The sequence below is a fragment of the Pseudochrobactrum sp. Wa41.01b-1 genome, from assembly GCF_019464455.1.
Lineage (GTDB): Bacteria > Pseudomonadota > Alphaproteobacteria > Rhizobiales > Rhizobiaceae > Pseudochrobactrum > Pseudochrobactrum saccharolyticum.
This window is the reverse complement of record NZ_CP080493.1, coordinates 2,959,596-2,982,932: the sequence shown is the minus strand read 5'-3', so window position 1 is coordinate 2,982,932 and position 23,337 is coordinate 2,959,596. Positions and strand designations below refer to the sequence as shown.

General features: G+C 52.4%; 24 protein-coding genes and 1 riboswitch. Of the genes, 5 read left to right on the top strand and 19 right to left on the bottom strand.

Annotated elements, in window-relative coordinates; genetic code table 11:
- Nucleotides 1–49: 49 nt before the first annotated feature.
- Nucleotides 50–1,234 (top strand): PA0069 family radical SAM protein, encoded by a 1,185-nt coding sequence (locus K1X45_RS13650; RefSeq protein ID WP_220159162.1) that lies wholly within the window; start codon nt 50–52, stop codon nt 1,232–1,234.
- 196 nt (nt 1,235–1,430) lie between these two features.
- On the top strand, nt 1,431–2,141 hold the full coding sequence (locus K1X45_RS13645) for a ribonuclease HII (protein ID WP_220159161.1): 711 nt from the start codon (nt 1,431–1,433) through the stop codon (nt 2,139–2,141).
- 148 nt (nt 2,142–2,289) lie between these two features.
- Here the strand turns inward: K1X45_RS13645 and K1X45_RS13640 are convergent, their stop codons facing one another.
- The 12 genes from K1X45_RS13640 to K1X45_RS13585 form a co-directional block, all read right to left on the bottom strand.
- Nucleotides 2,290–2,769 (bottom strand): F0F1 ATP synthase subunit B, encoded by a 480-nt coding sequence (locus K1X45_RS13640; RefSeq protein ID WP_022711133.1) that lies wholly within the window; start codon nt 2,767–2,769, stop codon nt 2,290–2,292.
- Between the two features lie 11 nt (nt 2,770–2,780).
- Entirely contained in the window at nt 2,781–3,392 is a 612-nt protein-coding gene (locus K1X45_RS13635; protein ID WP_022711132.1) for a F0F1 ATP synthase subunit B, read from the bottom strand.
- Nucleotides 3,393–3,503: 111 nt separating this feature from the next.
- A complete protein-coding gene (locus K1X45_RS13630) occupies nt 3,504–3,731 on the bottom strand; it encodes a F0F1 ATP synthase subunit C (protein WP_022711131.1) in 228 nt (75 codons plus the stop codon).
- A 181-nt stretch (nt 3,732–3,912) separates the two neighbouring features.
- Nucleotides 3,913–4,665 (bottom strand): F0F1 ATP synthase subunit A, encoded by a 753-nt coding sequence (locus K1X45_RS13625; protein WP_022711130.1) that lies wholly within the window; start codon nt 4,663–4,665, stop codon nt 3,913–3,915.
- Between the two features lie 180 nt (nt 4,666–4,845).
- The gene (locus K1X45_RS13620; protein ID WP_022711129.1) at nt 4,846–5,271 is read right to left on the bottom strand and encodes an AtpZ/AtpI family protein; all 426 of its coding nucleotides are present in this window, start codon (nt 5,269–5,271) and stop codon (nt 4,846–4,848) included.
- Between the two features lie 211 nt (nt 5,272–5,482).
- Nucleotides 5,483–6,781, bottom strand: a complete 1,299-nt coding sequence (locus tag K1X45_RS13615; RefSeq protein ID WP_220159160.1) for a cell wall hydrolase — start codon at nt 6,779–6,781, stop codon at nt 5,483–5,485.
- A 336-nt stretch (nt 6,782–7,117) separates the two neighbouring features.
- The gene (locus K1X45_RS13610; RefSeq protein ID WP_220159159.1) at nt 7,118–8,476 is read right to left on the bottom strand and encodes an MATE family efflux transporter; all 1,359 of its coding nucleotides are present in this window, start codon (nt 8,474–8,476) and stop codon (nt 7,118–7,120) included.
- A 296-nt stretch (nt 8,477–8,772) separates the two neighbouring features.
- Nucleotides 8,773–9,267 (bottom strand): CAP domain-containing protein, encoded by a 495-nt coding sequence (locus tag K1X45_RS13605; RefSeq protein ID WP_220159158.1) that lies wholly within the window; start codon nt 9,265–9,267, stop codon nt 8,773–8,775.
- A 72-nt stretch (nt 9,268–9,339) separates the two neighbouring features.
- Nucleotides 9,340–9,606, bottom strand: coding sequence for a DUF6460 domain-containing protein (locus tag K1X45_RS13600; protein WP_022711125.1), 267 nt, complete (start codon nt 9,604–9,606; stop codon nt 9,340–9,342).
- A 101-nt stretch (nt 9,607–9,707) separates the two neighbouring features.
- Nucleotides 9,708–10,703 (bottom strand): GlxA family transcriptional regulator, encoded by a 996-nt coding sequence (locus K1X45_RS13595; RefSeq protein ID WP_220160511.1) that lies wholly within the window; start codon nt 10,701–10,703, stop codon nt 9,708–9,710.
- 140 nt (nt 10,704–10,843) lie between these two features.
- Complete coding sequence (locus tag K1X45_RS13590; RefSeq protein WP_220159157.1) at nt 10,844–11,689, bottom strand: glycosyltransferase family 25 protein; 846 nt, start codon at nt 11,687–11,689, stop codon at nt 10,844–10,846.
- A 112-nt stretch (nt 11,690–11,801) separates the two neighbouring features.
- Nucleotides 11,802–12,893: a 2'-deoxycytidine 5'-triphosphate deaminase gene (locus K1X45_RS13585; protein WP_220159156.1), complete on the bottom strand. Its 1,092-nt coding sequence runs from the start codon at nt 12,891–12,893 to the stop codon at nt 11,802–11,804.
- A gap of 152 nt (nt 12,894–13,045) precedes the next feature.
- Nucleotides 13,046–13,125, top strand: a riboswitch (SAM riboswitch).
- An 89-nt stretch (nt 13,126–13,214) separates the two neighbouring features.
- Between K1X45_RS13585 and K1X45_RS13580 the strand changes: the two genes are divergently transcribed.
- Nucleotides 13,215–14,411, top strand: a complete 1,197-nt coding sequence (locus K1X45_RS13580; RefSeq protein ID WP_220159155.1) for an O-succinylhomoserine sulfhydrylase — start codon at nt 13,215–13,217, stop codon at nt 14,409–14,411.
- Between the two features lie 77 nt (nt 14,412–14,488).
- Entirely contained in the window at nt 14,489–14,899 is a 411-nt protein-coding gene (gene apaG, locus K1X45_RS13575; protein WP_022711120.1) for a Co2+/Mg2+ efflux protein ApaG, read from the top strand.
- Here the strand turns inward: apaG and K1X45_RS13570 are convergent, their stop codons facing one another.
- The 4 genes from K1X45_RS13570 to K1X45_RS13555 all read right to left on the bottom strand — a co-directional run bounded on the left by K1X45_RS13570 (nt 14,900) and on the right by K1X45_RS13555 (nt 18,763).
- A complete protein-coding gene (locus tag K1X45_RS13570) occupies nt 14,900–15,439 on the bottom strand; it encodes a GNAT family N-acetyltransferase (RefSeq protein WP_220159154.1) in 540 nt (179 codons plus the stop codon).
- Nucleotides 15,436–16,434, bottom strand: a complete 999-nt coding sequence (locus tag K1X45_RS13565) for an Hsp33 family molecular chaperone (RefSeq protein ID WP_255560994.1) — start codon at nt 16,432–16,434, stop codon at nt 15,436–15,438. Before K1X45_RS13565 ends, K1X45_RS13570 begins: the two co-directional genes overlap by 4 nt.
- Before the next feature lie 196 nt (nt 16,435–16,630).
- Nucleotides 16,631–17,557 (bottom strand): ornithine carbamoyltransferase, encoded by a 927-nt coding sequence (gene argF / locus K1X45_RS13560; RefSeq protein ID WP_220159152.1) that lies wholly within the window; start codon nt 17,555–17,557, stop codon nt 16,631–16,633.
- Between the two features lie 12 nt (nt 17,558–17,569).
- On the bottom strand, nt 17,570–18,763 hold the full coding sequence (locus tag K1X45_RS13555; RefSeq protein ID WP_022711116.1) for an aspartate aminotransferase family protein: 1,194 nt from the start codon (nt 18,761–18,763) through the stop codon (nt 17,570–17,572).
- Between the two features lie 607 nt (nt 18,764–19,370).
- Here K1X45_RS13555 and K1X45_RS13550 point away from each other — a divergent pair.
- Nucleotides 19,371–19,931, top strand: a complete 561-nt coding sequence (locus tag K1X45_RS13550; protein ID WP_022711114.1) for a GcrA family cell cycle regulator — start codon at nt 19,371–19,373, stop codon at nt 19,929–19,931.
- A gap of 155 nt (nt 19,932–20,086) precedes the next feature.
- Here the strand turns inward: K1X45_RS13550 and K1X45_RS13545 are convergent, their stop codons facing one another.
- The 3 genes from K1X45_RS13545 to K1X45_RS13535 form a co-directional block, all read right to left on the bottom strand.
- Nucleotides 20,087–21,214, bottom strand: coding sequence for a glycosyltransferase family 4 protein (locus tag K1X45_RS13545; protein ID WP_255560424.1), 1,128 nt, complete (start codon nt 21,212–21,214; stop codon nt 20,087–20,089).
- A complete protein-coding gene (locus tag K1X45_RS13540; RefSeq protein ID WP_220159151.1) occupies nt 21,211–22,455 on the bottom strand; it encodes a glycosyltransferase family 4 protein in 1,245 nt (414 codons plus the stop codon). The genes K1X45_RS13545 and K1X45_RS13540 overlap by 4 nt, the downstream gene beginning before the upstream one ends.
- A gap of 145 nt (nt 22,456–22,600) precedes the next feature.
- Entirely contained in the window at nt 22,601–23,332 is a 732-nt protein-coding gene (locus K1X45_RS13535; RefSeq protein WP_220160509.1) for a polysaccharide deacetylase family protein, read from the bottom strand.
- Nucleotides 23,333–23,337: the final 5 nt, after the last annotated feature.

Here is a 23,337-nt window from a genome sequence, read left to right as displayed (position 1 = left end):
TGTTTTGCTCCGGTCATGCTGTCACGGCATTTCCGGCAAGGAGAAAGCTATGGCAATTTTACAGGAGGTTTTCGGACCAGCCGATCAGGCCGTCTTCTCCCGTCCGGCTGTCTTCGGATCGGAGCGCACAGATCAGGCCAATGCTATTGTTGACGGCACCGGCTTGCGAATTGACCACAGCCGCCGTCGCGGACGCGGTGCAGGCATCAATCCTTCCGGCCGCTTTGAAAGCCAGACACGTATCGACAGTGATGATGGCTGGAACTCTCTGGAAGAGCTGGAGCCGTTCAAGACAGAAGTCCAGATCGAGAAGCCACGCACCATCATCACCCGCAATGACTCACCGGATATCAATTTCGACCGCTCAATCAATCCTTATCGCGGTTGCGAGCATGGCTGTATTTATTGCTTTGCCCGCCCTACCCACAGCTATATGGGACTGTCTGCCGGTCTTGATTTTGAAACCAAACTCTTTGCAAAACCGGATGCAGCACGGTTGCTGGAAAAAGAACTTTCCAAAGCCGGTTATATTCCCAAGACAATCGCCATTGGTACCAATACAGACCCTTATCAGCCGGTAGAAAAGAAATGGCGGATTATGCGGGATATATTGAGTGTGCTGGACGCTGCCAATCATCCGGTCGGCATCGTCACCAAATCCGCGCTGGTTACCCGCGACATTGATATTCTGGGTTCGATGGCCGAGCGTGGTCTGGCAAAGGTTGCCCTCTCTGTCACCACCATGGATGCCAAATTAGCACGGAATATGGAGCCGCGTGCCTCAACACCGGGATTGCGTTTACAGGCCATCCGGCAACTGAATGAAGCAGGCATTCCGGCATCGGTGATGCTTGGCCCTGTGATCCCCGGCATCAACGACCACGAGATTGAACGTATATTGGATGCCGCCTATGCGATGGGCGCACGCGAGGCCGGATATGTCTTGCTACGCCTGCCTTATGAGGTCGCGCCACTCTTCAAGGATTGGCTGCTGCAACATTTTCCTGACAGATACCGCCATGTCATGTCACTGTTGCGCTCCATGCGCGGCGGCAAGGACTATGATGCGGAATGGGGCAAGCGGATGCGTGGTGATGGTCCTTATGCCTGGCAGATTGGCCGCCGCTTTGAGATTACCTGTAAAAAGCTCGGGCTGAATATTCATAAACGGCGCCTGCGTTGTGATCTGTTCACCCCGCCGCAAACAAGTGGTGTTCAGCTCTCGCTTTTCTGATCGCCCTCAGAGCGGCTCCAATCAATATCGATACGTTGGAACCGCTCTTTTTCTTTGTTTTCACGCATTTCCGTATGCACCGGAAATACTCCGGCAGATATAGGCTGCCCCGTCCTTTGCCGGCAGCCTTCCACATCGTGCCCCCCCTTTTTGCGATGTGGCTTGCGGAGAATTAGATAGGATGCAATCTCAGCACATGAGTAAAGCACCATCTGATTCTCCGCTTTTTTCTGAAAAGCGATTAAAATCGCCAGTCAAAACAGTGGCTGACAAATCTGAAATCTTCACGCCCGATTACAGCCATGAGCAGCAATTGCAAGCTCAGGGGTACAAACTGATTGCAGGGCTCGATGAAGTCGGCCGCGGCCCTCTTGCGGGGCCTGTTGTTGCGGCCTGCGTGATCCTCGACCCTGATAATCTGCCTGAAGGTCTGGATGACTCAAAAAGGCTTACCTCTGCCAAGCGCAACCGGCTGTTTAACAGCATTATGGAAAAGGCACTTGCAGTCAGCCTGTGCAGCCTCAGTGCCCGTACCATTGATGAGAGTAATATTCTCGCAGCCTCACTGCTGGCGATGAAGCGCTGCGTGGATAGTCTGACAATCAGCCCTGATTATGCTTTGATCGACGGCAATAAAACCCCAAGCGGATTGCCCTGCCCTGCCATGACACTGGTCAAAGGGGATCAGCGATCCCTGACCATTGCTGCCGCTTCGATCATTGCCAAAGTCACCCGCGACAAGATGCTGGAACGCGCCGGTCTTATTCATCCTGCTTACGGTCTTGAGAAACATGCAGGATACGGCACTGCGGCGCACCGGCAGGCGATTGAAGAACAAGGGCCCATTGCCGGTCTGCACCGCTACAGTTTCGCGCCGATCAAGGGACGCTGGACAGCGGATAAATAAGCGAGATACCGAATACGTGTCCCTGATGCAGTTTCGATATGCGCTAACTTGCGAAGACACAAAGCATCGCCGCAGAACAACAAGCCCGATTTCAGACATAAAAAAACGCCGCATAAAGCGGCGTTTTTTTGAACTTTATGAACTGCAATCAATTCAGGTTGGTTTTAACCTGATCCAGTGATGCTTTGAACATTTCACCGGCAGTTTTTGCGTCCATTTTATTTGCAATCAGCGAACCGGCAGCAGCAACAGCGATTTCCACTGCAGATGCACGAACCTGATTAACAGCATCGCTTTCAGCCTGAGCGATTTTCTGTTCAGCCAGCTTGTTGCGGCGAACAATATAATCTTCCGACTTCGCTTTTGCTTCGCTCAGCAGAGCTGCAGCTTCACGCTGTGCAGCAGCAACGATTTCGCTGGCTTCTTTTTCAGCTTCTTTACGCTTGCGGTGATATTCAGCAAGCAGAGCCTGAGCTTCTTCACGCAATGTGCGTGCTTCGTCCAGTTCCTTGGCGATATTGGCAGCACGTTCATCAAGCGAACGGCCGATCATGCCAGGTACTTTAAGATAGGCCAGCAGCGCCAGGAAAATAATCAGACCGACGAGGGCAATAAATGTTGCATCCATAATGGTCTCCCTTACGCGCTGACAGCTTTAACAGCAGCCGAGATTTCAGCTTTGTCGGACTTGCCGCCAAGCAGTTTCTCAACGATTTCTGCAGTTGTTTCTTCAGCAATCGAGCCGAGATCGCTCATCGCTTTTGCCTTAATGGCAGCGATGCGTTCTTCAGCTTCAGCCAATTTCTTTTCAAGCGATGCTTCAACGGTTTTGCGTTCAGCATCAATGTCATGCTTTGCCTTGTCGCGGGCTTCCTGACCGATAACAGCCGCGCTCTTGCGGGCTTCAGCCAGTTCCTGCTCGTAAGCAGCAATTGCATTGTCAGCATCAGTTTTCAGGCGTGCAGCCTGTTCCAGATCCTGTGCAATACGGTCACGACGCGTTTCGATGACACCGCCGATACGTGGCAGCACAACACGCGACATGAACAGATAGAACAGCCCGAAGGTAATCGCGAGCCACAGAAGCTGCGATGCATAATGGGTGGAATCAAATGGTGGAAACACGCCTTTACCGGCATCGTGCGCCACACCTGTTTCAGTGTGCACAACAGAGTTGCCACTGTCAGCTCCCGACACTGGTGCCGGCTGAGAGTCAGTTGCGGTTTGGGCAAACGCCGTGGACACGAACATCCATTTTCCCCTTATCACTCAGGCTTAATAAACGATAACCAGCCGCATATGCCTTCAGGTCTCACAAGGAGATTTTTGCATATGCGGCCGATTTAATCCGGCAGCTTAAGATTAAACTGCGAACAGGAGCAGAAGCGCGATGAGCAGCGAGAAGATGCCCAGAGCTTCAGTTACGGCGAAGCCGAATACCAGACGGCCGAACTGGCTGTCAGCGGCAGACGGATTGCGCAGTGCACCCGAAAGAAAGCTACCGAAAATGTTGCCGAGGCCGAGAGCCGTACCGGCCATACCGAAACAGGCCAGACCTGCGCCGATGTACTTTGCTGCTTCCGCTTCCATGTTAAGCTCCTTCTGGATTGATATAAATGCGGATTTCAGTTCTGGCGGAAACCCGCCGGTGATATTTCAGAGCGACCTGTTATTTCAAAATCATGTGTCAGACACAGGTATTTTCAAAATGCAGAGCCTGATTGGTAGATAGGCAAGACTGCTGCCCGATAACGGACAGCAGTAATTTCAGTTAGTGACCGTCCGGATGAACTGCATCATTGATATACATGCAGGTCAGAACAGTGAACACATAGGCCTGCAGGAATGCGACCAGGAATTCCAGACCGGTAATAGCAACGGTCATGAACAGAGGCAGGATCGCACCACCAACACCGAGCGGACCGAGTGCAGCCATGGAAACCACGAAGCCTGCGAAAATCTTTACGGTGATGTGGCCGGCCAGCATACTGGCGAAAAGACGCACAGAGAGGCTGATCGGACGGGACAGGAAGGAAATGATTTCAATCGCGGATACCAGCGGCACGATAGCCATAGGAACACCGCTTGGCACGAACAGCTTGAGGAAGCGGAAACCGTGCTTGAAGAAACCGTAAATAATCACTGTTCCGATCACCAGCAGCGCCAGCGCGAAAGTAACAATAATCTGACTGGTTACGGTATAGAAATACGGGAACAGACCGATAAAGTTTGCTACAAGGATGAATGTGAACAGAGAGAACACAAACGGAAAAAATTTCATCCCATGAGAACCGGCAGAATCCCGCAAGGAGGATGCCACAAACTCATAGGCCATCTCAGAAACTGACTGCAGGCGTGTCGGAACAATGCCGCGACCTGCTGATGTCAGAAACAGAAAAGCGGAAGCGGTTACGACAGTCAGCACCATAAAGGCGGACACATTCGTAAACGACAGATCGACACCGCCGACATCGATAGGAATCCATCTGGAAACCTGAAACTGATGGATCGGATCGTTTGCCACCTTAACCTCACCTGTCACCCGTGCCCGAAGGCGTTACATTCATGCCCGAGGGCGCTTCTCAACCGCAAACTTGCGTTCCGGTCTTTTCAGAACACTCAAAAGCAAATCTGCCTGAGCCACCCTGATTGCCTTTACAGGCTTATTCACTGCCGTGCATATGAAGGATAACCTTTATGCACATTATTTTTCTTTCTGTTGCTTCTCGCCCACATTATTGCCGCTTTCTGCAACATATCCTGCGGTGCGTAAAACATTCAGAGTACCGGCACCGAATCCTAAAAAGAGAAAGATAATCAATCCCCAAGGGTTCGTCCCCAGAACACGGTCAAAAAACCAACCTAAAACCGCACCTACCACGATACCAGCGATAAATTCACTGGATAATTTCATGGCCTGCGCCATAGAGCTTGCGTTTTTCTCAGCCTGTTCATCTTTTTTGGATTCCACCCCCACGCCCTTAGCAGCCAAATGGCTTTCAAGCTTACGAAGACGGTCGTCCAGACTCCCCTGAGCGTCGGCCTGAGATCCGGTCTGCACCGGACCACCAGCTTCGCTTGCCGCATCATCGGATTGCTGAGGCTTTTCGGGTGTTTTCCCGACTGCCATTCATGCCTCCTTTGGCAAGAAAACCGAGGTTTCCACCCCACTCTGAAGTCGGCCGCAACATATTAACAGCCAACTCATTCGTCAAGGCACTGTCTGCACAGAAGTTGAAGGTTTTTTGCATTATTAAATCATATACTTAACAGGCAGCAGCGTGAAGCAGGCCTTGAATCCCGCTTCACGCCGTGATTTCAGACAGCGAATCCTTGACAGATCAGCTCCAGCCGCCGCCGTAAGTCCGGTAGAAAACATGCAGGCCGATCTTTTTGACTTTTTCCATCGTTGAGGCCCAGCGAGGTCGTACATAAGTCGCATGATAATGGGTCGCCGAACCCACTTCCGGCAGCCAGATCTGACCCGCCGTGACAGCTTTCGCTACCTGCTGTGCCATACGCCAGTGACCCGGTTCTGTGACACGATGTTTTAAACCGTCACAGGCGAAGGAGAACTGACAGGCGTTACGCCAGTCTTTGTTCTGATAGACCACGCCGCAGATCGTGGAAGGATAAGCAGGGTTACGTACGCGGTTGAGAATGACCTGACCAACGGCCGCCTGCCCTTTGACCGGCTCGCCGCGTGCTTCAAAATAGATACCTTCAGCCAGACATTTCTGTTCTGCCGCACTGAATGCTGCCGGTGGCAACGGGGTCGCCGCCCAATTGTGATCCCGCGCACTGATTGGTGGAATGAAGCGACCATTGTCCTTTTCAGGCACCAGAATGCTCTCGAAAGGCGATGTTTTGGCATAATCCGGCTTGGACGGCGCGTAACCAAGCGCCAGCACATCCGGCGTATCATTGGTAATCAGTGATGCGAGTGCGGTCGGCACCGGCACGACCGGCTTCACTTCCGGACGATGGAAAGCGAGTGTGATTTCCACTTCCTTGCCGCGGATCGGACCTTTGACGAAAGCTGTTTTGACATCTTTTTTACCGGCTACCGGCTGCATCAGCCTGGGACTCACCGATGAAACCTGCTCTGCCAGCGAACCGGCATTGAACATGCGTGCCGGAGCTTTAGTCTGCACGGAAACCAGACGCCCCTGCTTGTCAGTGCGGCTGATACGTTTTTCATCGGGATTAGGATCGTCGACACCGCGTTTTCCGCCGGCAACGCGTCCGCTCATCACCACGCGACCCACGCCGCTGATATCTGCCGCAGCGCTCAGGCCGCCTGTGACCACGGACGAATCAACAAACGGCATTTCCGCCTGATGAATGGAACCGGCTGGCGCATCCACCATATAGGTTGCCCAGCGGCTGCCCGATTGCTCGGCAACACTCATCATACTGGCCATATCCTGATAGGCGATGACATTGCTTGAATAGAAAAACAGCCCTACTCCGGCGAGAAGCTTTGGCAGGGTCGCGGATTTGCGCTTCTGCTTAACTGTTACGGCCACCGGATAATAGCGGCCATCCTGCGGGCAGTAACCCTCGGAAGGATAATACCAGACCTGTGCTGGCTCATTGCCGGATCGGCCAAACAGGGCCCGCAAAGCTACACTACGCACCGGAATACTCCACTCACTCAACAAGATGACTATAGTCAGATAATGATCTATTAACCTTGATGCTTCGTTAACGCCGGTAGCGTTTAGTCATTGATTTTATTTATTAATTTTTAATTAACACGAAGATTGCCAGTCACCTTAAGCGGTTAGTTTTTATTGACCTTTCCCGTGGCAGAGCGGCATAAATCCGAACTTCATCCGCAGTGATAGTTCATAAAAAATATTTCTAATTTAGAAAAATCATTAGTCCAAAAATAAACCTGCCGGATCATCAACCCTGATGATCCGGCAGGTTTAATATTACCCATTACAGGCTTTAATGCAGAACCGGCTTCGTCAGGCGACCGGAAACTCCCCGCGATAGCGCCTTGGCAACATCGCAGACAGAGTAACGCCGCGAATAAACAGAAACATATTCAGCGCCAGCCACAGGCTGTGATTACCCAGCCAGTCACGGGTACCGTAGAGCACACCGAAAAACACAAACAGCGACAGGAACATCATATTGCGCATGTCTCTAGACCAGGATGCACCGATAAAAATACTGTCCATCTGGAAAGCATAAAGACCGGTGAGTGCAGTGAGTGACACCCAAGGCAGATAATAAACCGCCATCATGCGAACATCCGGCTCCGTTGTCAGAATATTGACCAGACGATCGCCGAAAGCGAGGAAGATCAGCCCCATGACAAAAGCCATGACCATACCCCAGAAGAAGGTCAGCTGAATGGAACGCCGGAAAGCCGGGCTGTAACGCGCACCGACTGCCCGCCCTGCCAGCTGTTCGGCAGCAATCGTTACCCCTTCCAGAAAGAAGCCGACAACAAGATAGAAATTCATCAGCACCGCATTGGCCGCCAGAGTGATTGTGCCCATTTCATTGCCGACGCGGGCAAAGAATACATAGGTCGACATCAGCAACAGCGAGCGGATCATGATATCGCGGCTGATAACGATCATCCGCCACATACCGGCTTTGTCGAACAAACGGTTGACATCCAGCTTGCGCAAAGCGCCGCCGCGCCAGATCAGCACTGTCATACCTGTAATGGCTGCCACGGTTTCGCCGGTGACAGTCGCCCATGCAACGCCGGAAACTTCCCAGCCCAGCCCCAAGCCCAGAACCAGCGCCAGAATAATATTGATACCATTGAGCAGAAATTGCAGCGCAAGGCCGAACAGTCCCTTCCCGCGCCCAAGCAGCAGACCCAGCACCGAGAAATTGACTAACGCCATTGGTGCCGAGAGCATACGGATCGACACATATTCGTTCAGCGCTTTGGCTGTATCCGATGTGGGCTTGAGAATATCATTGGCTGCATAAAGCGTGAGCGGCAACAGCGCGATCATCAGCAAACCGGCAACCAGCGCCACAATAATTGCGCGCCAGAACACCATAATTTCTTCCGAACGGTCGCCGCGCCCCATGGCCTGTGCAACAAGCCCTGTCGTACCCGAACGCAAAAAACCGAAAATGGAAAACAGACAATCAAAGACCAGAGCACCCATGGCCAGACCGCCGAGCATACCGGCATTGCCAAGCTGCCCGATCACACCTGTATCCACCAGCCCGAGCAAAGGCGTGGTCATACCGGCCAAAGTCATAGGAATAGCGATCGTCAGCACCATGCGGTGCGTCACGGTGAACGGGCGAACGAGAGACGTTTCGAGCGCGTCATTATCTGGCTTGAACATAGAGCGGTTCCACTTAAAGCGGCCTCAAGGAGCCGCTCTATTTGGGTATTAACGCATTGTCCGGCGCACAACCGGCTTCCACTGTTACTGGAAATGCTTAGATACCACACGAATACTGTCAGCGAATAAAAAGATCCTGCTGTCAGCCGTGCGTGCTCCTCACCTGAAATAGTAAGTGCAGATAGTTTTTCCGGTCAGCGCAGAAGATCCTGCACAGTCATATCCTGTTTTCCTGTCATGGTCAGCAGGTTTCTGCAGCGGGACAGCAATTTGTCGCGGCCGCTTGTCATTGCAATTTACGGCAGATCAACACCGTAGAGCATCGCCCAATAAAGATAATGCGGCTTGTCTGCCCGCGCCGCATAGGCAAGGCCATAGCGGGTAAAGATCGGATCAAGCAGATTTTTACGATGACCGGCAGAATTCAGCCAGGCATTCAGTGCGTCCGGCACGTCTTTTTGGCCGGATGCAACATTCTCCGCAGCAGGGCCGCGGATACCGGCCTGTTTCAGCCTGCCGCCAAAACTGTTTCCCCAACCGATGCTGTGACCGATTTTGCCGTGCTTTGCCATTAACCGCGCCTGATGAAGCGCAGCCTTTTCAAGCTTCGCTTCCGGCATCATCGGCGGCGCACCATATTGGCGGCGCACTTTATTCACCATAGCCGCCACATCCTCTTCTGCAAAAGCATCAGAGAGCGGCAGGATGGCAGGGCTCAGCAACAAAGCTCCACCGGTAACCAGTAACCGGCGGCGTGAAATCAGCACAGAAGGCAGCAATGTATCAGTCATCGAAAACCATAAATAAAAAGAAGGATTTTTCAGATGTATTCCCGAAGCCGCTACACGCCTTCAGAATGCATTTTATTTCCTGTAATTGATAATTCTGAGCAAAATAAAGGCAGGGATCACAACTGCCGCGCCCAGCAGCAAGTAATCAGCAAAACGGGACAAGGCCGAGAAACCCATATTCCAGATTCTCACGAAGAAATCGCGGATATTCCAGAGGATATCATAAGGCGTCCAGTTAAAGGCATGCATCACAACGCCGACAATCAGTGACACCAGTATCAGTTTAACGATGACACGACCCGGTGTATCGCCCAGAAAGCGGGTAGCACGGTCAGACATAGAAGCACTCCTTTGTTGAGACCAACAAATAAGCGCGAATATCTGAAGAGACAAGCCTTCCCTGTGCCGGATATTGACCGGTTGCGTTCCACATTCAGGTTTCAGCGGCTGTTTTTATAGGTACGCGGCAGGCTCTGGCTCTGGCGCAGGAAAGAACGATTCATACTGCGCGTGTCTGTGAAGCCGCTGGCGACAGCCACTTCCAGCAGAGATGCATTTCCGCTCATCAGCAATTCCTTGGCGCGCTGCACACGCAATTCCTCGCGCACCTGAAAAGCGGTTTTGCCCAATCCTAACCGGAACCCGCGCTCCATCTGGCGGGTAGAAATCCCAAGACGGCGTGCGACTTCGGCCATTGCCAGCGGATCTTCCAGCGTTTCTTCAAAAATACGGATTGCCTTGCGGATCATCGGTGAACGCACGCCGTTGAAACTCAGCGCAGGCTGCTCCGATGTCAGCAACTCATAAGGGAACATCAGGATAGAAGCACTTTTACGTGCCAGTTCCTCAGAGATTTCGGCCTGAATGATGGAGAGCGCCAGTGAAGCAGCGCCCAAACCGCCCGCGCAGGTAAAATGCCTGCCACTGCGATGAAACAGGCTGGTCGTATCCGCCGTGAACCCGTCAAATAATTGCAGGAAATCGTCTTTATGAAACCAGTTCACGCAGCAATTGCGATCTTCCAGCAATCCGGCTTCAGCCACAATGAAAGCGGCAGTACACAGGCCGATGACATTTTTCTTCTGCCGGTCGGCGCGTTTCAGCACTTCAATCAGCGTATTTTGTCCCGGCCGGTAATGAGGAAGAACGCCGCCGACAACAACAATATAATCACAATCATCCAGCGCACCGATCGGAGCGGTTGGTTCCACCGCCATGCCGGAGCTGGATTCCACCGGCAAACCGGTGAGCGTGCAGATTTTCCAGCCGCAACGGATTTGGCGGCTTTTGTCTTTATCATCTGCGGCAAGGCGAAACGGATCGAGAAACAGGCTGAGAGCGGACAGGGTAAAACCGGGCAAAACAACAATACCCAGCGTCAGACGCTGTGTTTCTGTTTCTGCGTTTAAAACTGTTCGGTTCTTTTCCATTGCCATGATCGTGCGCATCACTCCCCTTGAAACGCATAATCCTGTCTGTCATCCGGCATACAGGCCAATCTGAGCGATAAAGTCCGTCACAGCTTTTGTAAAGAGCACATAGAATTGTGAGTACAACACGCGCTCTTATCGACCGCTCATTCGGCAGGGCTGATTTTTGGCGGCAAAACAATCTGATCAGCCAACGGCAGAGCATAATTACCGCTCAGGCGTCGCTTCAGACGCGCTGTCCATAAATGCCGGTAGGAGCGCAATTTGTTGAGCACAAACCATCTTTGCCGGATCAGATTGTAGAAGAAATGTTTCTCAACGGACGCAGCCGTTCTTGATCCGGTTCCTAGCGCATCTATGTCACTTTGCGCGCCGCGTGCTTTAACTAAAGGCGGCCAAACGGCAAGACCGGTATTGGTTCTTGTCAGCCAGAAACGCAGATAATTATCAACCGGCGCAAAAATCTCATGCTGACTGTTGACGAAATTCTGCGCACCGGCACGCGACCATATCAAACCGCCCGTCGTCATCGGAAAATAATGCGCACTGGTCAGATTGCGCCGCTGATCCTGCCCCTGCAGCGTGCAAAGCGGGGTATGACGCTTTATCCCGTCTGTGCCGATATTAATGAGATCCCAGTAACGCCCGTCTTTTTCCAGCCATGACAGCAGTTCTTCCGCCATTTTAGCAAGGTCTGCCGGAACGGACATATCGTCCTCCAGCACCATTGCGTATTTCTCGCCGGAATCCAGAAACATCTGCGCCGCTTTAAGATGGCTCAGATAACATCCGAGCTCTCCGCCGCTGACCTGACAGCCCATAAACGCCAAAGCGCGTTTTTCATGATAGGCCGGATGCGCTCTCGGATCACCTTTCCGGCCATCTACCGCCGGAACGCGGGTAAATTCTATACCCGCGCGCTCCAATTGCCCGCGCGAAATGTCCAGCCGTTCCTGACTGCCGTCAAGATTTATAAGATAGGTTCTCACCATAATCTCCGCCATAAAATGGCTTAAAGCCTCCTGCCAAAAACCGGCAGGCGCGCATCAGCGACGTATCACTAGATGTTCATTTGCGGAGATACAATCAAGAAATTATGAGTTTTTAACGGAAATGTTTTGACAGTTTCAAACCCTGCGCCTGATAGTGCGAGCCGAGATCACTGCCATAGAGCGCTTTCGGTCGTTTGAGCATGTGTTCATAAATCAGACGACCGACAATCTGCCCATGTTCAAGGATAAACGGCACTTCATGGCTGCGCACTTCCAGCACTGCGCGGCTGCCCTTGCCACCGGCGGAGACATTACCAAAACCCGGATCGAAGAAACCGGCATAATGCACACGGAATTCACCGACCAGCGGATCAAAAGGGGTCATTTCCGCAGCATAAAGCGGCGGCACATGCACGGCTTCCTGTGAAACCAGAATGTAAAATTCATCCGGATCGAGAACCAATTCGCGATGTCCGCGATCATAAATCGGTTCCCAGAAATCCAGCACATCATGCTGCGCACGTTTATCGACATCAACAACAGACGTATGATGCTTGCCACGATAGCCGATCAGGCCGTTTTCACCACCGCTCAGATCAATCGACAGGGCAATTCCGCCATTGGAAATATTCGGCACAGCAGAAGCCACCAGCGTTTCCGCCGCGTGCAATGCAGCAAGTTCGGCTTCATTAATATGCGCGGTACCTTTGCGGAAGCGGATCTGCGACAGGCGCGAACCGGTACGCGCCACAATCGGAAATGTGCGCGGGCTGACTTCCAGATACAGCGGGCCGTTATAACCGGCTGGCACCTTGTCAAATTCCTGCGCATTATCGGTGATCACACGGGTGAAAATATCGAGACGACCGGTCGAGCTTTTCGGATTTGCAGAAGCGGACAGTGCCAGTGGCAGCGCCAGGCCTTCCAGCAGCGGCACAATATAGACGCAGCCGGTTTCCAGCACCGCACCTTCACGCAGATCAATCTCATGCAGCTTCAGGCGTTCCAGTTTTTTGGCAACCGGTGTGTCCGGCCCCGGCATGAAAGATGCACGGACGCGATAGGCTTTCTCACCAAGACGAAGATCAAGACTGGCAGGCTGTATCTGATCGTGATCCAAGTCCCGCGCTGAAGTCAGCGCACCGGTTTCAAACAGAGCTGCAATATCGCTGTCTGCCAAAATTCCGCTATCTCGGGTCATCATTTGTCCAGTCATAAAATTATATTTTGCCGCAATCTAGCCTTGAACGGTTAAAAGAGGGCTACTGTGATATGCGCATTTACAGATAGATTTCACTCCCCGCTGTCAAGTCCTGTGAAATCGAGTGCTTGACATTATAATCATAACAGTCCTACAAAATCAGTCGTGGTGATTTGGCCGGCCGGCTTGCAGCCACGTTAAAGAAGTCGCTAAATATGGCCGCGGTTCCGAGCCGGTCTTTTTGCGTCTTCATGCAAAGGCCGGTTTTTTATTGGCCGGTGTGGCCCGAACCCTGCCGACCATCCTTTTATATAGGCTGGACCGATGACAAAGACACATATTCGTACCCTTCGCCCTGCAACTCAGCTTGTGCATAGCGGCACAACCCGCACGCCTTATGGCGAAACATCAGAAGCGCTGTTTCTGACGCAGGGTTTTGTTTATGACAGCGCCGAGGCTTGCGAAGCCCGTTTTACCGGTGAAGATCCGGGTTTCATCTATTCCCGTTATGCAAACCCGACAACGGATATGTTTGAAAAGCGCATGTGCGCGATTGAAGGCGCGGAAGAAGCACGCGCCACTGCCTCCGGCATGGCTGCTGTTGCTGCTGCCATTCTCTGTCAGGTTCGCGCCGGTGACCATGTGCTGGCAGCTAAAGCGATGTTTGGTTCGTGTCGGTACATCATTGAAACCCTTCTGCCGAAATACGGCGTTGAATTCACTTTGATTGATGGCGTGAATATTGAGAACTGGGAAAACGCCATCCGCCCGAATACCAAAGTGCTGTTTCTGGAAAGCCCGACCAATCCGACACTGGAAGTGATGGATATCACCAGAATTGCAGGCATTGCCAATAGTGTCGGTGCCAAACTGATCGTTGACAATGTATTTGCCACCCCACTCTATCAGCGGCCACTGGCGCTCGGCGCTCATATTGTTGTCTATTCTGCCACCAAACATATTGACGGTCAGGGACGCTGCCTCGGCGGTGTTGTTCTGTCTGATCGTGAATGGATTACGGAAGTTCTGCAGGATTATTTCCGCCATACCGGTCCGGGTCTCAGCCCGTTCAATGCATGGACAATGCTCAAAGGTCTGGAAACACTCGCCGTGCGTGTTGAAGCACAGACCCGCTCAGCAGCCAAAGTCGCTGACTTTCTGGCCGAACAGAATGCCATTGCCCGTGTGATTTATCCGGGTCGCAAAGATCACCCGCAGGCAGACATTATCGCCAAACAGATGAGCGGCGGCTCAACCATGATTGCGCTGGAGCTGAAAGGCGGCAAGAAAGCAGCTTTTGCTTTTGAAAATGCGCTGGAAGTCATCAGTATCTCCAACAATCTCGGTGATGCAAAAAGCCTGATTACCCATCCGGCGACCTCAACACATAAAAATCTCAGCGATGAAGCCAAAGCAGAACTCGGTATTACTGACGGTCTGCTGCGTCTTTCCATTGGTCTGGAAGATGCAGATGATCTGATTGACGATATTGGCTTTGCACTGAAAGCGGCTCAAGGCTAAACTGGTATCAGACGGCTGCTGATTTGACGGCAGCCGTCATATCCTGCCAGCTCCCATGGCCTTCCAGAGTAACCTCTATGTATCGCGCAATTACCGAAAATATCGAAGTCACCGTTGAGCCGTTTTATTTGGAAGAGCAATCTTCACCGGATGAATCCCGATATGTCTGGGCTTATCGGGTAACGATTATCAATCATTCGGATATTCCGGTGCAGTTGCGCTCACGGACGTGGAAAATCACCGATGCCCACGGCCGGACTGAAGAAGTGCGTGGCCCCGGTGTTGTGGGTGAAGAACCGTTTCTGAAACCGGGAGACAGCTATCAATATTCGTCCGGTTGTCCGCTGACGACCTCATCCGGCATGATGTCCGGCAGCTATATGATGCAAAATCATGAGGCCGGCAGCCCTGATGAAGGCAAACTATTCCCTATTACCATTCCGGCATTTTCGCTCGATATGCCGGGGCACAGACCGGTTCTGAACTGACTAAATAGTTCTAATCATCGCCACACGGCGCTCAATCGGCAGGCCGATGGATTCTTCCAACTCGGCAATCGAGCGGAACCGCGCATTATATTCCGATACCGGCAGCACCTGATAGCCGCAGCTTTCATAGAAAGGCCGGTTCCACGGTATGTCGCCGAATGTTGTCAGGCTGAGGCTTGTGCAGCCCTGCGCTTTGGCAATGTCAGCCGCAGCATCCAGCAATTTACGGCCAAACCCGCGGCGCTGGAAATCCTGATGCACAGATAGCTCCCAGACATGCTGGCAACCTTCATCCGGCATGGTTTCTGCCACCAGAAAGCCGCCAAGCACCCCGTCACATTCTGCAACCAGCACATGGCCTTTTTGCATAAAGTCACGATGCTGATCGGCAGACATGACCGGCATATCGAGAATAAAGTGCAAAGACGGATCAGCCGCAAAAGTTTGCACTGCCGAGCGTTCAATCTCCGGCAGCAACGCAGCATCAGACGGCAGTGCCCGCCTTATCAGGCAGGCACTTTTGTCATGCTCAGCACTCATTGTGGCGCGTTAATTTCCGACGGGTCAAAATCATAACGGCTGGAGCAGAACTCACAGGTCACCGAGATTTTGCCATTCTCAGTGCTATGTTCGATTTCCTCAGCCGAAAAGCCTTTGAGCACACCAAAAATCTTGTCCCGCGAACAGGCGCAATGATCGACGACTTTCGTGCCTTCATAAACGCGCACGCCGCGTTCATGGAACAGACGATAAAGCAGACGTTCAGACGGCACCTGCGGATCAGTCAGCTCAGAATCCTCAATGGTCGCAACCAGTGAGCGGGCTTCCTGCCATTCATCCTCAACCGGAGCCTGTTCAGCCTCAGCACCATTCGGATTATCGCCGCCATGCAGATCCTTCTGGCGCGCACGCAATTCGGACTGCGGCAGAAACTGCACCATCAGACCACCGGCACGCCATTGTTCGCTCGCTTTGCCATCGGCACCGCGCTCGAAAAGCTTGGCAACAGCCAGCTGAACTTCAGTCGCAATCTGTTCAGACTGCATGAAGTAATTGCGTGCAATATCTTCCAGCGACGAGCCGTCCAGTGCAACAATACCCTGATAGCGCTGGGTGAACTCACCCTGATCGACGGTCAGCGCCAGCGTACCCTTACCCAGCAGTTCTTCCGGCTTGGTTTTACCGGCAGCCACAAACTCTGCCACACGATCTTCGTCAAAACGGGCATAAGCGCGGATTGCATCCGGTGTGCGGAAATCCACCACCAGCATATCCACCGGACCATCCGAGCGGGTCTGGAAAATGAATTTGCCTTCAAATTTCAGCGATGTGCCAAGAAGCACAGTCAGAACTGCGGCTTCACCCAACAGGCGGGACACAACTTCCGGATAATTATGGCGTTTCAGAATAGCATCCAGCGCCGCACCAAGCTGCACTGTGCGGCCGCGCACATCCAGACCTTCAACCTGAAAAGGCACAACAACATCATCACCGGACAGGGTAATATGGTCTGGCATCGGGCTATCAATCATCATCTGGTCTGTACTGGTCTGGTTATTCATCACTTGTCTCTTTTTTATTGGCTGCCACGGGTGTCGCCACTGGGGCTGCATCACTACGCCAAAAATAACACACGGCTCGCAGGCGTTATACGACCTGCAAGCCGTGGTTCAATCTTCAAATCAGGATCAGGGCAGCCGATCCATACGTTATCCTATAGATAAGAAGCGATCAGCGTCCTTCAAGACACCAGGTCAAAATCGCTTTCTGCGCATGCATACGGTTTTCTGCCTCATCAAAGACCACCGATTGCGGGCCGTCGATCACTTCATCTGTCACTTCCTCACCGCGATGGGCTGGCAGACAGTGCATAAACAAAGCGTCCTTATTGGCTTTCGCCATCAGATCCGCATTCACCTGATATGGCATGAAAACATTATTGCCGCGCGCATTATCTTCCTGCCCCATAGAAACCCAGGTATCGGTCACGATGCAGTCAGAACCGGCCACAGCCTTTTCGGCACTGGTGGTCGAGAAGATTTTTGCGCCTTTTGCATTTGCCCAGTCAACAAAACGCGACAGCGGTTCACTGCCCGAAGGTGTTGCAATATTCAGACGGAAATCAAATTGCGCCGCAGCTTCAATGAAAGAATGCAGCACATTATTGCCGTCACCGCTCCATGTCACCGTGCGGCCCTTGATTGGTCCGCGATGTTCTTCAAAAGTCAGAATATCAGCCATGATCTGACACGGATGAGTATCATCGGTCAGCGCATTGATAACCGGCACGGTCGCATGCTCGGCGAGTTCGAGCATGCGATCATGAGAGGTTGTACGGATCATAATAGCATCGACAAAGCGTGACAAAACTTTGGCTGTGTCCGCAATGGTTTCACTGCGGCCAAGCTGCATTTCCGAACCGGTCAGCATGATTGTTTCGCCGCCGAGCTGGCGCATACCCACATCAAAAGAGACGCGGGTTCGCGTAGACGGCTTTTCAAAAATCATAGCCAGAACTTTACCATCAAGCGGCTTATCACGCTCACCGGCTTTTAATCGTTCTTTGCGGGCGCGCGCTTCATCCATAATGAAACGCAGATCCTGCGGGCTGACTGCAGAGAGGTCGGTAAAATGCCTTAAAGTCTTATCATTTGCCATTATTAGTCACCGTTATGCAGGAGCTTTGGAAAGCTTGGCTGCAACCTTTTCAATCCGGTTCAGAGCTTCACGCATATCATCTGCCGTTACTGTCAGCGGAGGCAACAAACGCACAACATTGTCACCGGCGCCAACGCTCAGCATATGCTCCGCGCGCAATCCGGTAATCACATCTGTATTTGGCACGGCGCATTTCAGACCGATCATCAGGCCTTTACCGCGCACTTCCGTGAACACATCCGGATAGCGGTCGATGATCGACGCCATACCCTGACGGAACTGCGATGCCATTTCATTAACATGGTCAAAGAAACCATCAGCCAGCATTACATCCAGCACAGCTTCACCCACGGCCATCGCCAGCGGATTACCGCCATAAGTGGTGCCATGCACACCTGCGACCATGCCCTTGGCTGCTTCAGCGGTTGCCAGACAGGCGCCCATCGGGAAACCGCCGCCGATACCTTTGGCAGTCGCCAGCAGATCAGGCTCAATACCTGCCCATTCATAGGCATAGAATTTGCCGGTACGGCCAACGCCGGTCTGCACTTCATCCAAAATCAGCAGCAGACCGTTTTCGTCGCAGATCTGACGGATCAGACGCAGGAATTCATTGGAGAAGGAGCGAAGACCGCCCTCACCCTGTACCGGCTCCAGAAGGATAGCCGCAGTTTCCGGTGTAATAGCAGCGCGAAGGGCTGCTTCATCACCGAACGGCACCTGATCAAAACCATCGACCTTCGGGCCGAAACCTTCCAGATATTTGGCCTGTCCGCCGGCTGCGATGGTTGCCAGTGTACGGCCGTGGAAAGCACCTTCAAAGGTAACGATGCGATAACGCTCAGGCTGACCATTGGCGAAATGATAGCGGCGCGCGGTTTTAATCGCGCATTCCAGAGCTTCGGCACCGGAATTGGTGAAGAAGACTTTATCGGCAAATGTATTATCGACGAGGCGCTGACCAAGGCGTTCCTGACCCGGCACTTCATAGACATTGGACAGGTGCCACAATTTGGCGGCCTGATCCTGAAGTGTCTTTACCAGATGCGGGTGGCTGTGTCCGAGTGAATTCACAGCAATACCGGCTGCGAAATCGAGATAGCGTTCGCCGCCCTCGGTAATCAGCCAAACGCCCTCCCCTCGCTCAAAGCGCAACGCTGCACGATTATAGGTGTCGTAAAGCGGGTGCACAGTCGCAGTCGTCATGCCAATAAGGCCTCCAAAGCCTTTAAATTGAAGCGGGCATCAACATCAGTCTTCACCGGTCTCCGTGAGTTCTCTCAAACTCCCCCCGGAGAAGCGGTTGTTGCGCGCGGATGAAATCAAAAAGCCGCCCTCAGGGCGGCTCGACAATGCACTATTGTTCGCCAATATATAAATGTCAATCAAAGACCGCAGCCCTGCGGGGTGAAAACCGCCCCCTTAAAATGTGCAAAAATGTCGCTGTTGCGCAATTTTGTTACGCAGGCTTCAATAAGGGATCTGGCCTGAGCAGCAGGCCGGTACAACCATAATTGTCAATTTTCAGCCCTGCCTCCGTGAAATAAACTCCGAAGTGTTGCACGAAAACCTTGTATTTAAAAAAAACCGGTCTATTAAATGCCCGCTGATCTCCAAGGTTGGGGAAAACCATTCCAGCACCGGGCGCCGCGCTTGTCACGGAGTCCTTGCTTAAGGTAGTTTCATATTAAAGTAAGACTAGATTTAGTGCGACAGCGCCAGCTGTCCGGTACATATGGTGCCTGCTTGGACGGGCCCGCAAAAACGATAGCCGGACGCTATAAAGATTATAAAGAACGGAGCCTGAGCCACAATGAACTGGACAGATGAACGCGTCGAGCTTCTCAAGAAATTGTGGAGTGAAGGTCTGAGTGCAAGCCAGATCGCAGCCCAGCTGGGCGGCGTCAGCCGCAATGCGGTGATCGGGAAAGTGCACCGGCTTAAACTATCCGGACGCGGCAAAACAACCACTGCCGCGCCACGCAGCAAGAAACCGGCTCCCGCTCCGGTCGCTGCACCACGCCCGACAACAACATCAAGCAGCAGCATGTCATCCGGCAGTGCAAGTGCACCGCAGCCGACAATGCGTGCCACAGTGATGAAAACTTCCGGTGCCGCAGCACTGCAGGCAGAAGTTCTGGCTGATGCCGTTGCGGAACCGATTATCCGTCACAATGAAAATGTTGTTGTGCCGATTTCCCGTCACCTGACCCTGCTGCAGCTGACAGAACGCACATGCAAATGGCCGGTCGGTGATCCGCTGCATGAAGATTTCCACTTCTGCGGCCATGAATCCGGTGAATCCAGCCCTTATTGCAGCTATCATTCCAAGCTGGCTTTCCAGCCGACTGCAGAGCGCCGCCGCGCCCGCTAATTGAAAATACATTCAGACAAAAAGGCGCTTTTCAGCGCCTTTTTTATTGTCCTGATATCCGGCGCATCATGCGCAAGCGGCATTAATTCATCCGCATATAGTGCAAAGGCAAAGCAAGAAATGCGCTGCTTTTTGCACTACTCAGCGCGCAAAACTTAAAGCAGGCGCTGATAAACCGCCAAAGTCTGATCTGCGATTCCAGACCAGCTGTAATTTTTTGCAATTTCCGCACTCTGTTCAGCCGCCTGCTCTGCACTGAAAGGCTGATCCAGTTTTTCAGCCATCTGCTTTGCTAAGACCTGCGTATCTCCGAGAGGGAAATAATCAGCCTCCGGCAAGCCGACCTCAAGATTGGCGGTAATATCACTGGCCAGAACCGGCAATCCGTAGCCCATTGCCTCCATCATCGCGATCGGCATGCCTTCATGACTGGACGGCAAAACAAACAAAGCTGCATTGCTGTAAAGCGCCGTCAGATCATCGCCGCGTTGCATGCCGGTGAGCACGATATTCGGCGTTTTGGCAGCCAGAGCTTTCACCTGATCGACATAAGGTGACTGGTGATCGGCGGCACCGACAATCGCCAGTTTCTTATCCGTGTGATAACCCGCAGCCTGCATGGCAGCAAAAGCGGCAATCAAATCATGCTGGTTCTTTTCTGGCACGATACGGGCAACCATCACCACATATTTCTTTTGCTCCAGCGCGAATGTCTGCAATACAGCGCTTGCCCCACCGGTTTCCCGCAAGGTCACACCATTGGGAATGAATTGTGCGGAAACCTGATAGCGCTCTGCCATAGCCTCAGCAATATGACGGGAAACAGCAATCCGCTGACTGGCAAAACGCATCCCTGCCCATTCGCCGGTTTTCAACATTTTGCGAGCAAGCCCGCCCCATTTATCGCGATTATAATCAAAACCATGATGGGTAACGACGGTTTTAAGCCCAAGCAATCGTGCCAAAGGAGTCAGCAAAGCCGGTCCGATCGCATGAATATGCAGGATGTCAGGTCGACGAACTGCCGCCACCAGAACACCAAGAAACGTATGAGCAATCGCTTCAAATTTCGTGGAAAGCGGCGCCCAAAGCGGCGTGACCTGTACACCCTCCCACTGATAAGGTTTTTTCTGGGTCAGATAGGGTTTGCGCCCCAGCACTTCGACATCCCAGCCTTTTTCAACGAAAACGCGGGCAAGCTCCTCAACATGCTTTTCTACACCGCCCTGCACTTGCGGCACACCGCGCAGACCGAGCATCATCACTTTGGGACGCTTACTCATGCGCGTACTCCCAGATCAGCATAAAGAGCGAGCATACGATTACGATAGGCTTCAGCCGAGAATTCATTCAAAATCCATTCGCGCCCGGCCAGTCCCATACGATTACGCTCCGCAGGCGGCATAGCAGCCATACGGTTTAGTTGTGCAGCCAGATCGTCAGCATTACCGGCCTCGGCGGTCAGACCGGTTTCGCCTTCACGGATCATCTCCGGAATACCGCCGATACGCGCGCCGATCACCGGTGTGCCAAGCGCATAGGCTTCCAGAATACTGACCGGCGCATTTTCATACCATTCAGACGGCAGAACCAGCGCCCTTGCCTCTCCGATCAGACGATGCAGCTTTTCACCTGTCACATAACCGGCGAAAACTACCGGCGCATTGAGTTCCGCTGCCAGTGCTTTCAATTCGGCCTCATCAGGCCCCGTACCGGCAATGACCAATTTCACACCGGATTTTGCCGCCGCAGTGATAAGCGTCTTGAGGCCTTTTTCCGGTGCCAAACGACCGGCAAACAGCAGATAGTCCTGCGCCTCATAAACCGGCTTCAGATGATCCGTTTCCACGAAATTCGGAATATAGACCAGCTGCTCCGGCGGCCAGCCCCATTCAATCAGCTTCTCACGGTAGAAACGGCTCGGCACCACAAAGCGGTCAACTTTATTGCGGTAAAGGCCGAGCATCCGGTGAACAGCAGTTTCGACAAAAACCAGCCCGCTGAGCGAAACCGACCCTTTAATGCAGCGATTGGCGACCACATTATAAATCCGGCCACCTTTGCACTGCTCACAAACATGACCGTCAACCAGCATTTTATAAGCAGGACAGGCCAGTTTCAGATCATGCACGGTCATTACAACCGGAATATTATGCTGCTTCAGCGTCGCAAAAATTGACGGTGACAAATGGTGATAGACATTATGCGCATGTGCAATGTCCGGCTTCGCGGCTTCCAGCAATTGGCTCAGATTTTGCTGCGCCTCGCGGGAATAAATGATCTTGGCAGCCTGCTTAACTTTGGTCAGCGCAGAGCTTTCACGGCCATATTCAATTTCAGAAACAAAATAGCGCGACCAGTCTGAAGGCAGATTATCCGGATGCTGCATGGCAAAAGGCACGGCATCCCAGCCGATATCCTCAAACAGGCTCATATGATCGAGAAAGATCGCTTCCGCCCCGCCACGCCGGTAAAAATAATTATTAATTGCCAGCAGACGCATCTGCTTCTCATCTAAGGTCATGCGTTCCCTCAAGCAGGCCCGAGCATAATTTCTTAAACTTGAAACAGAAATCATACTCTCATTTTAAAGTGTCAGAGCGAGTTTTATGCGCCCAATGGGGTGTCTGGCGCTCTAAAGCTTTATAAATCCGGACAGGATTTACACATCACACAGCATGTGCAGATGCATAATCATCCAGTGCTTCATCAACCGTTAAAATTTCACATCCGCTTTGCACCGCATATTGAACCAGTTTTTCAAAGGTCGCCGGTGTGCAGCCATAGGATGTCGGTGTTTCAGAAATGTCATGCGTAAAAAAGATCAGCCAGCCCGGCTGCGCTTTCACCGCATCAATCTCCCGCGTCAATTGCAGTGAATGCGCCTCTGGCTGGCGGATTTCCATACCATACAACATTTGCGGGCTTATTGCCCCGCGATTGATCCGGTTCTCTCCGGCGCGGCAAGTACGGTAATTGCGCGCCAACCGCCGATAGGCAAAATAGGACACCGCATTATAGGGATAGGCAAAATTAAACTTCGGACCATGTCCGCCTTTGTTATCTCCCAGAATCCGGCTCAGAAAAGACCGGTTTCGGTCAATCTCACTTTGCAACTGCGCATCCTTAAGTGCCGCAACATTCGCATGTGAAAATGTGTGGCACCCGATTTCATGCCCGCGCTCCGCCAGTTCACGAATTCCGCTTTCGGTAATCAGTTTACGGCTGGTTTCTGATGTACCAGCGAGCCCTCCGGCGACATAAAATGTTCCGCGCAATCCGTATTTTTCCAATATGGCCGCGCCATAATACAAAGTGCTGTCGGGTACATCGTCGAAAGTGAATGTGATCACCGCATGATCCGTTGGCACATGAAGTGTTTTAGGAGCGAGGCGGGACATCAGCC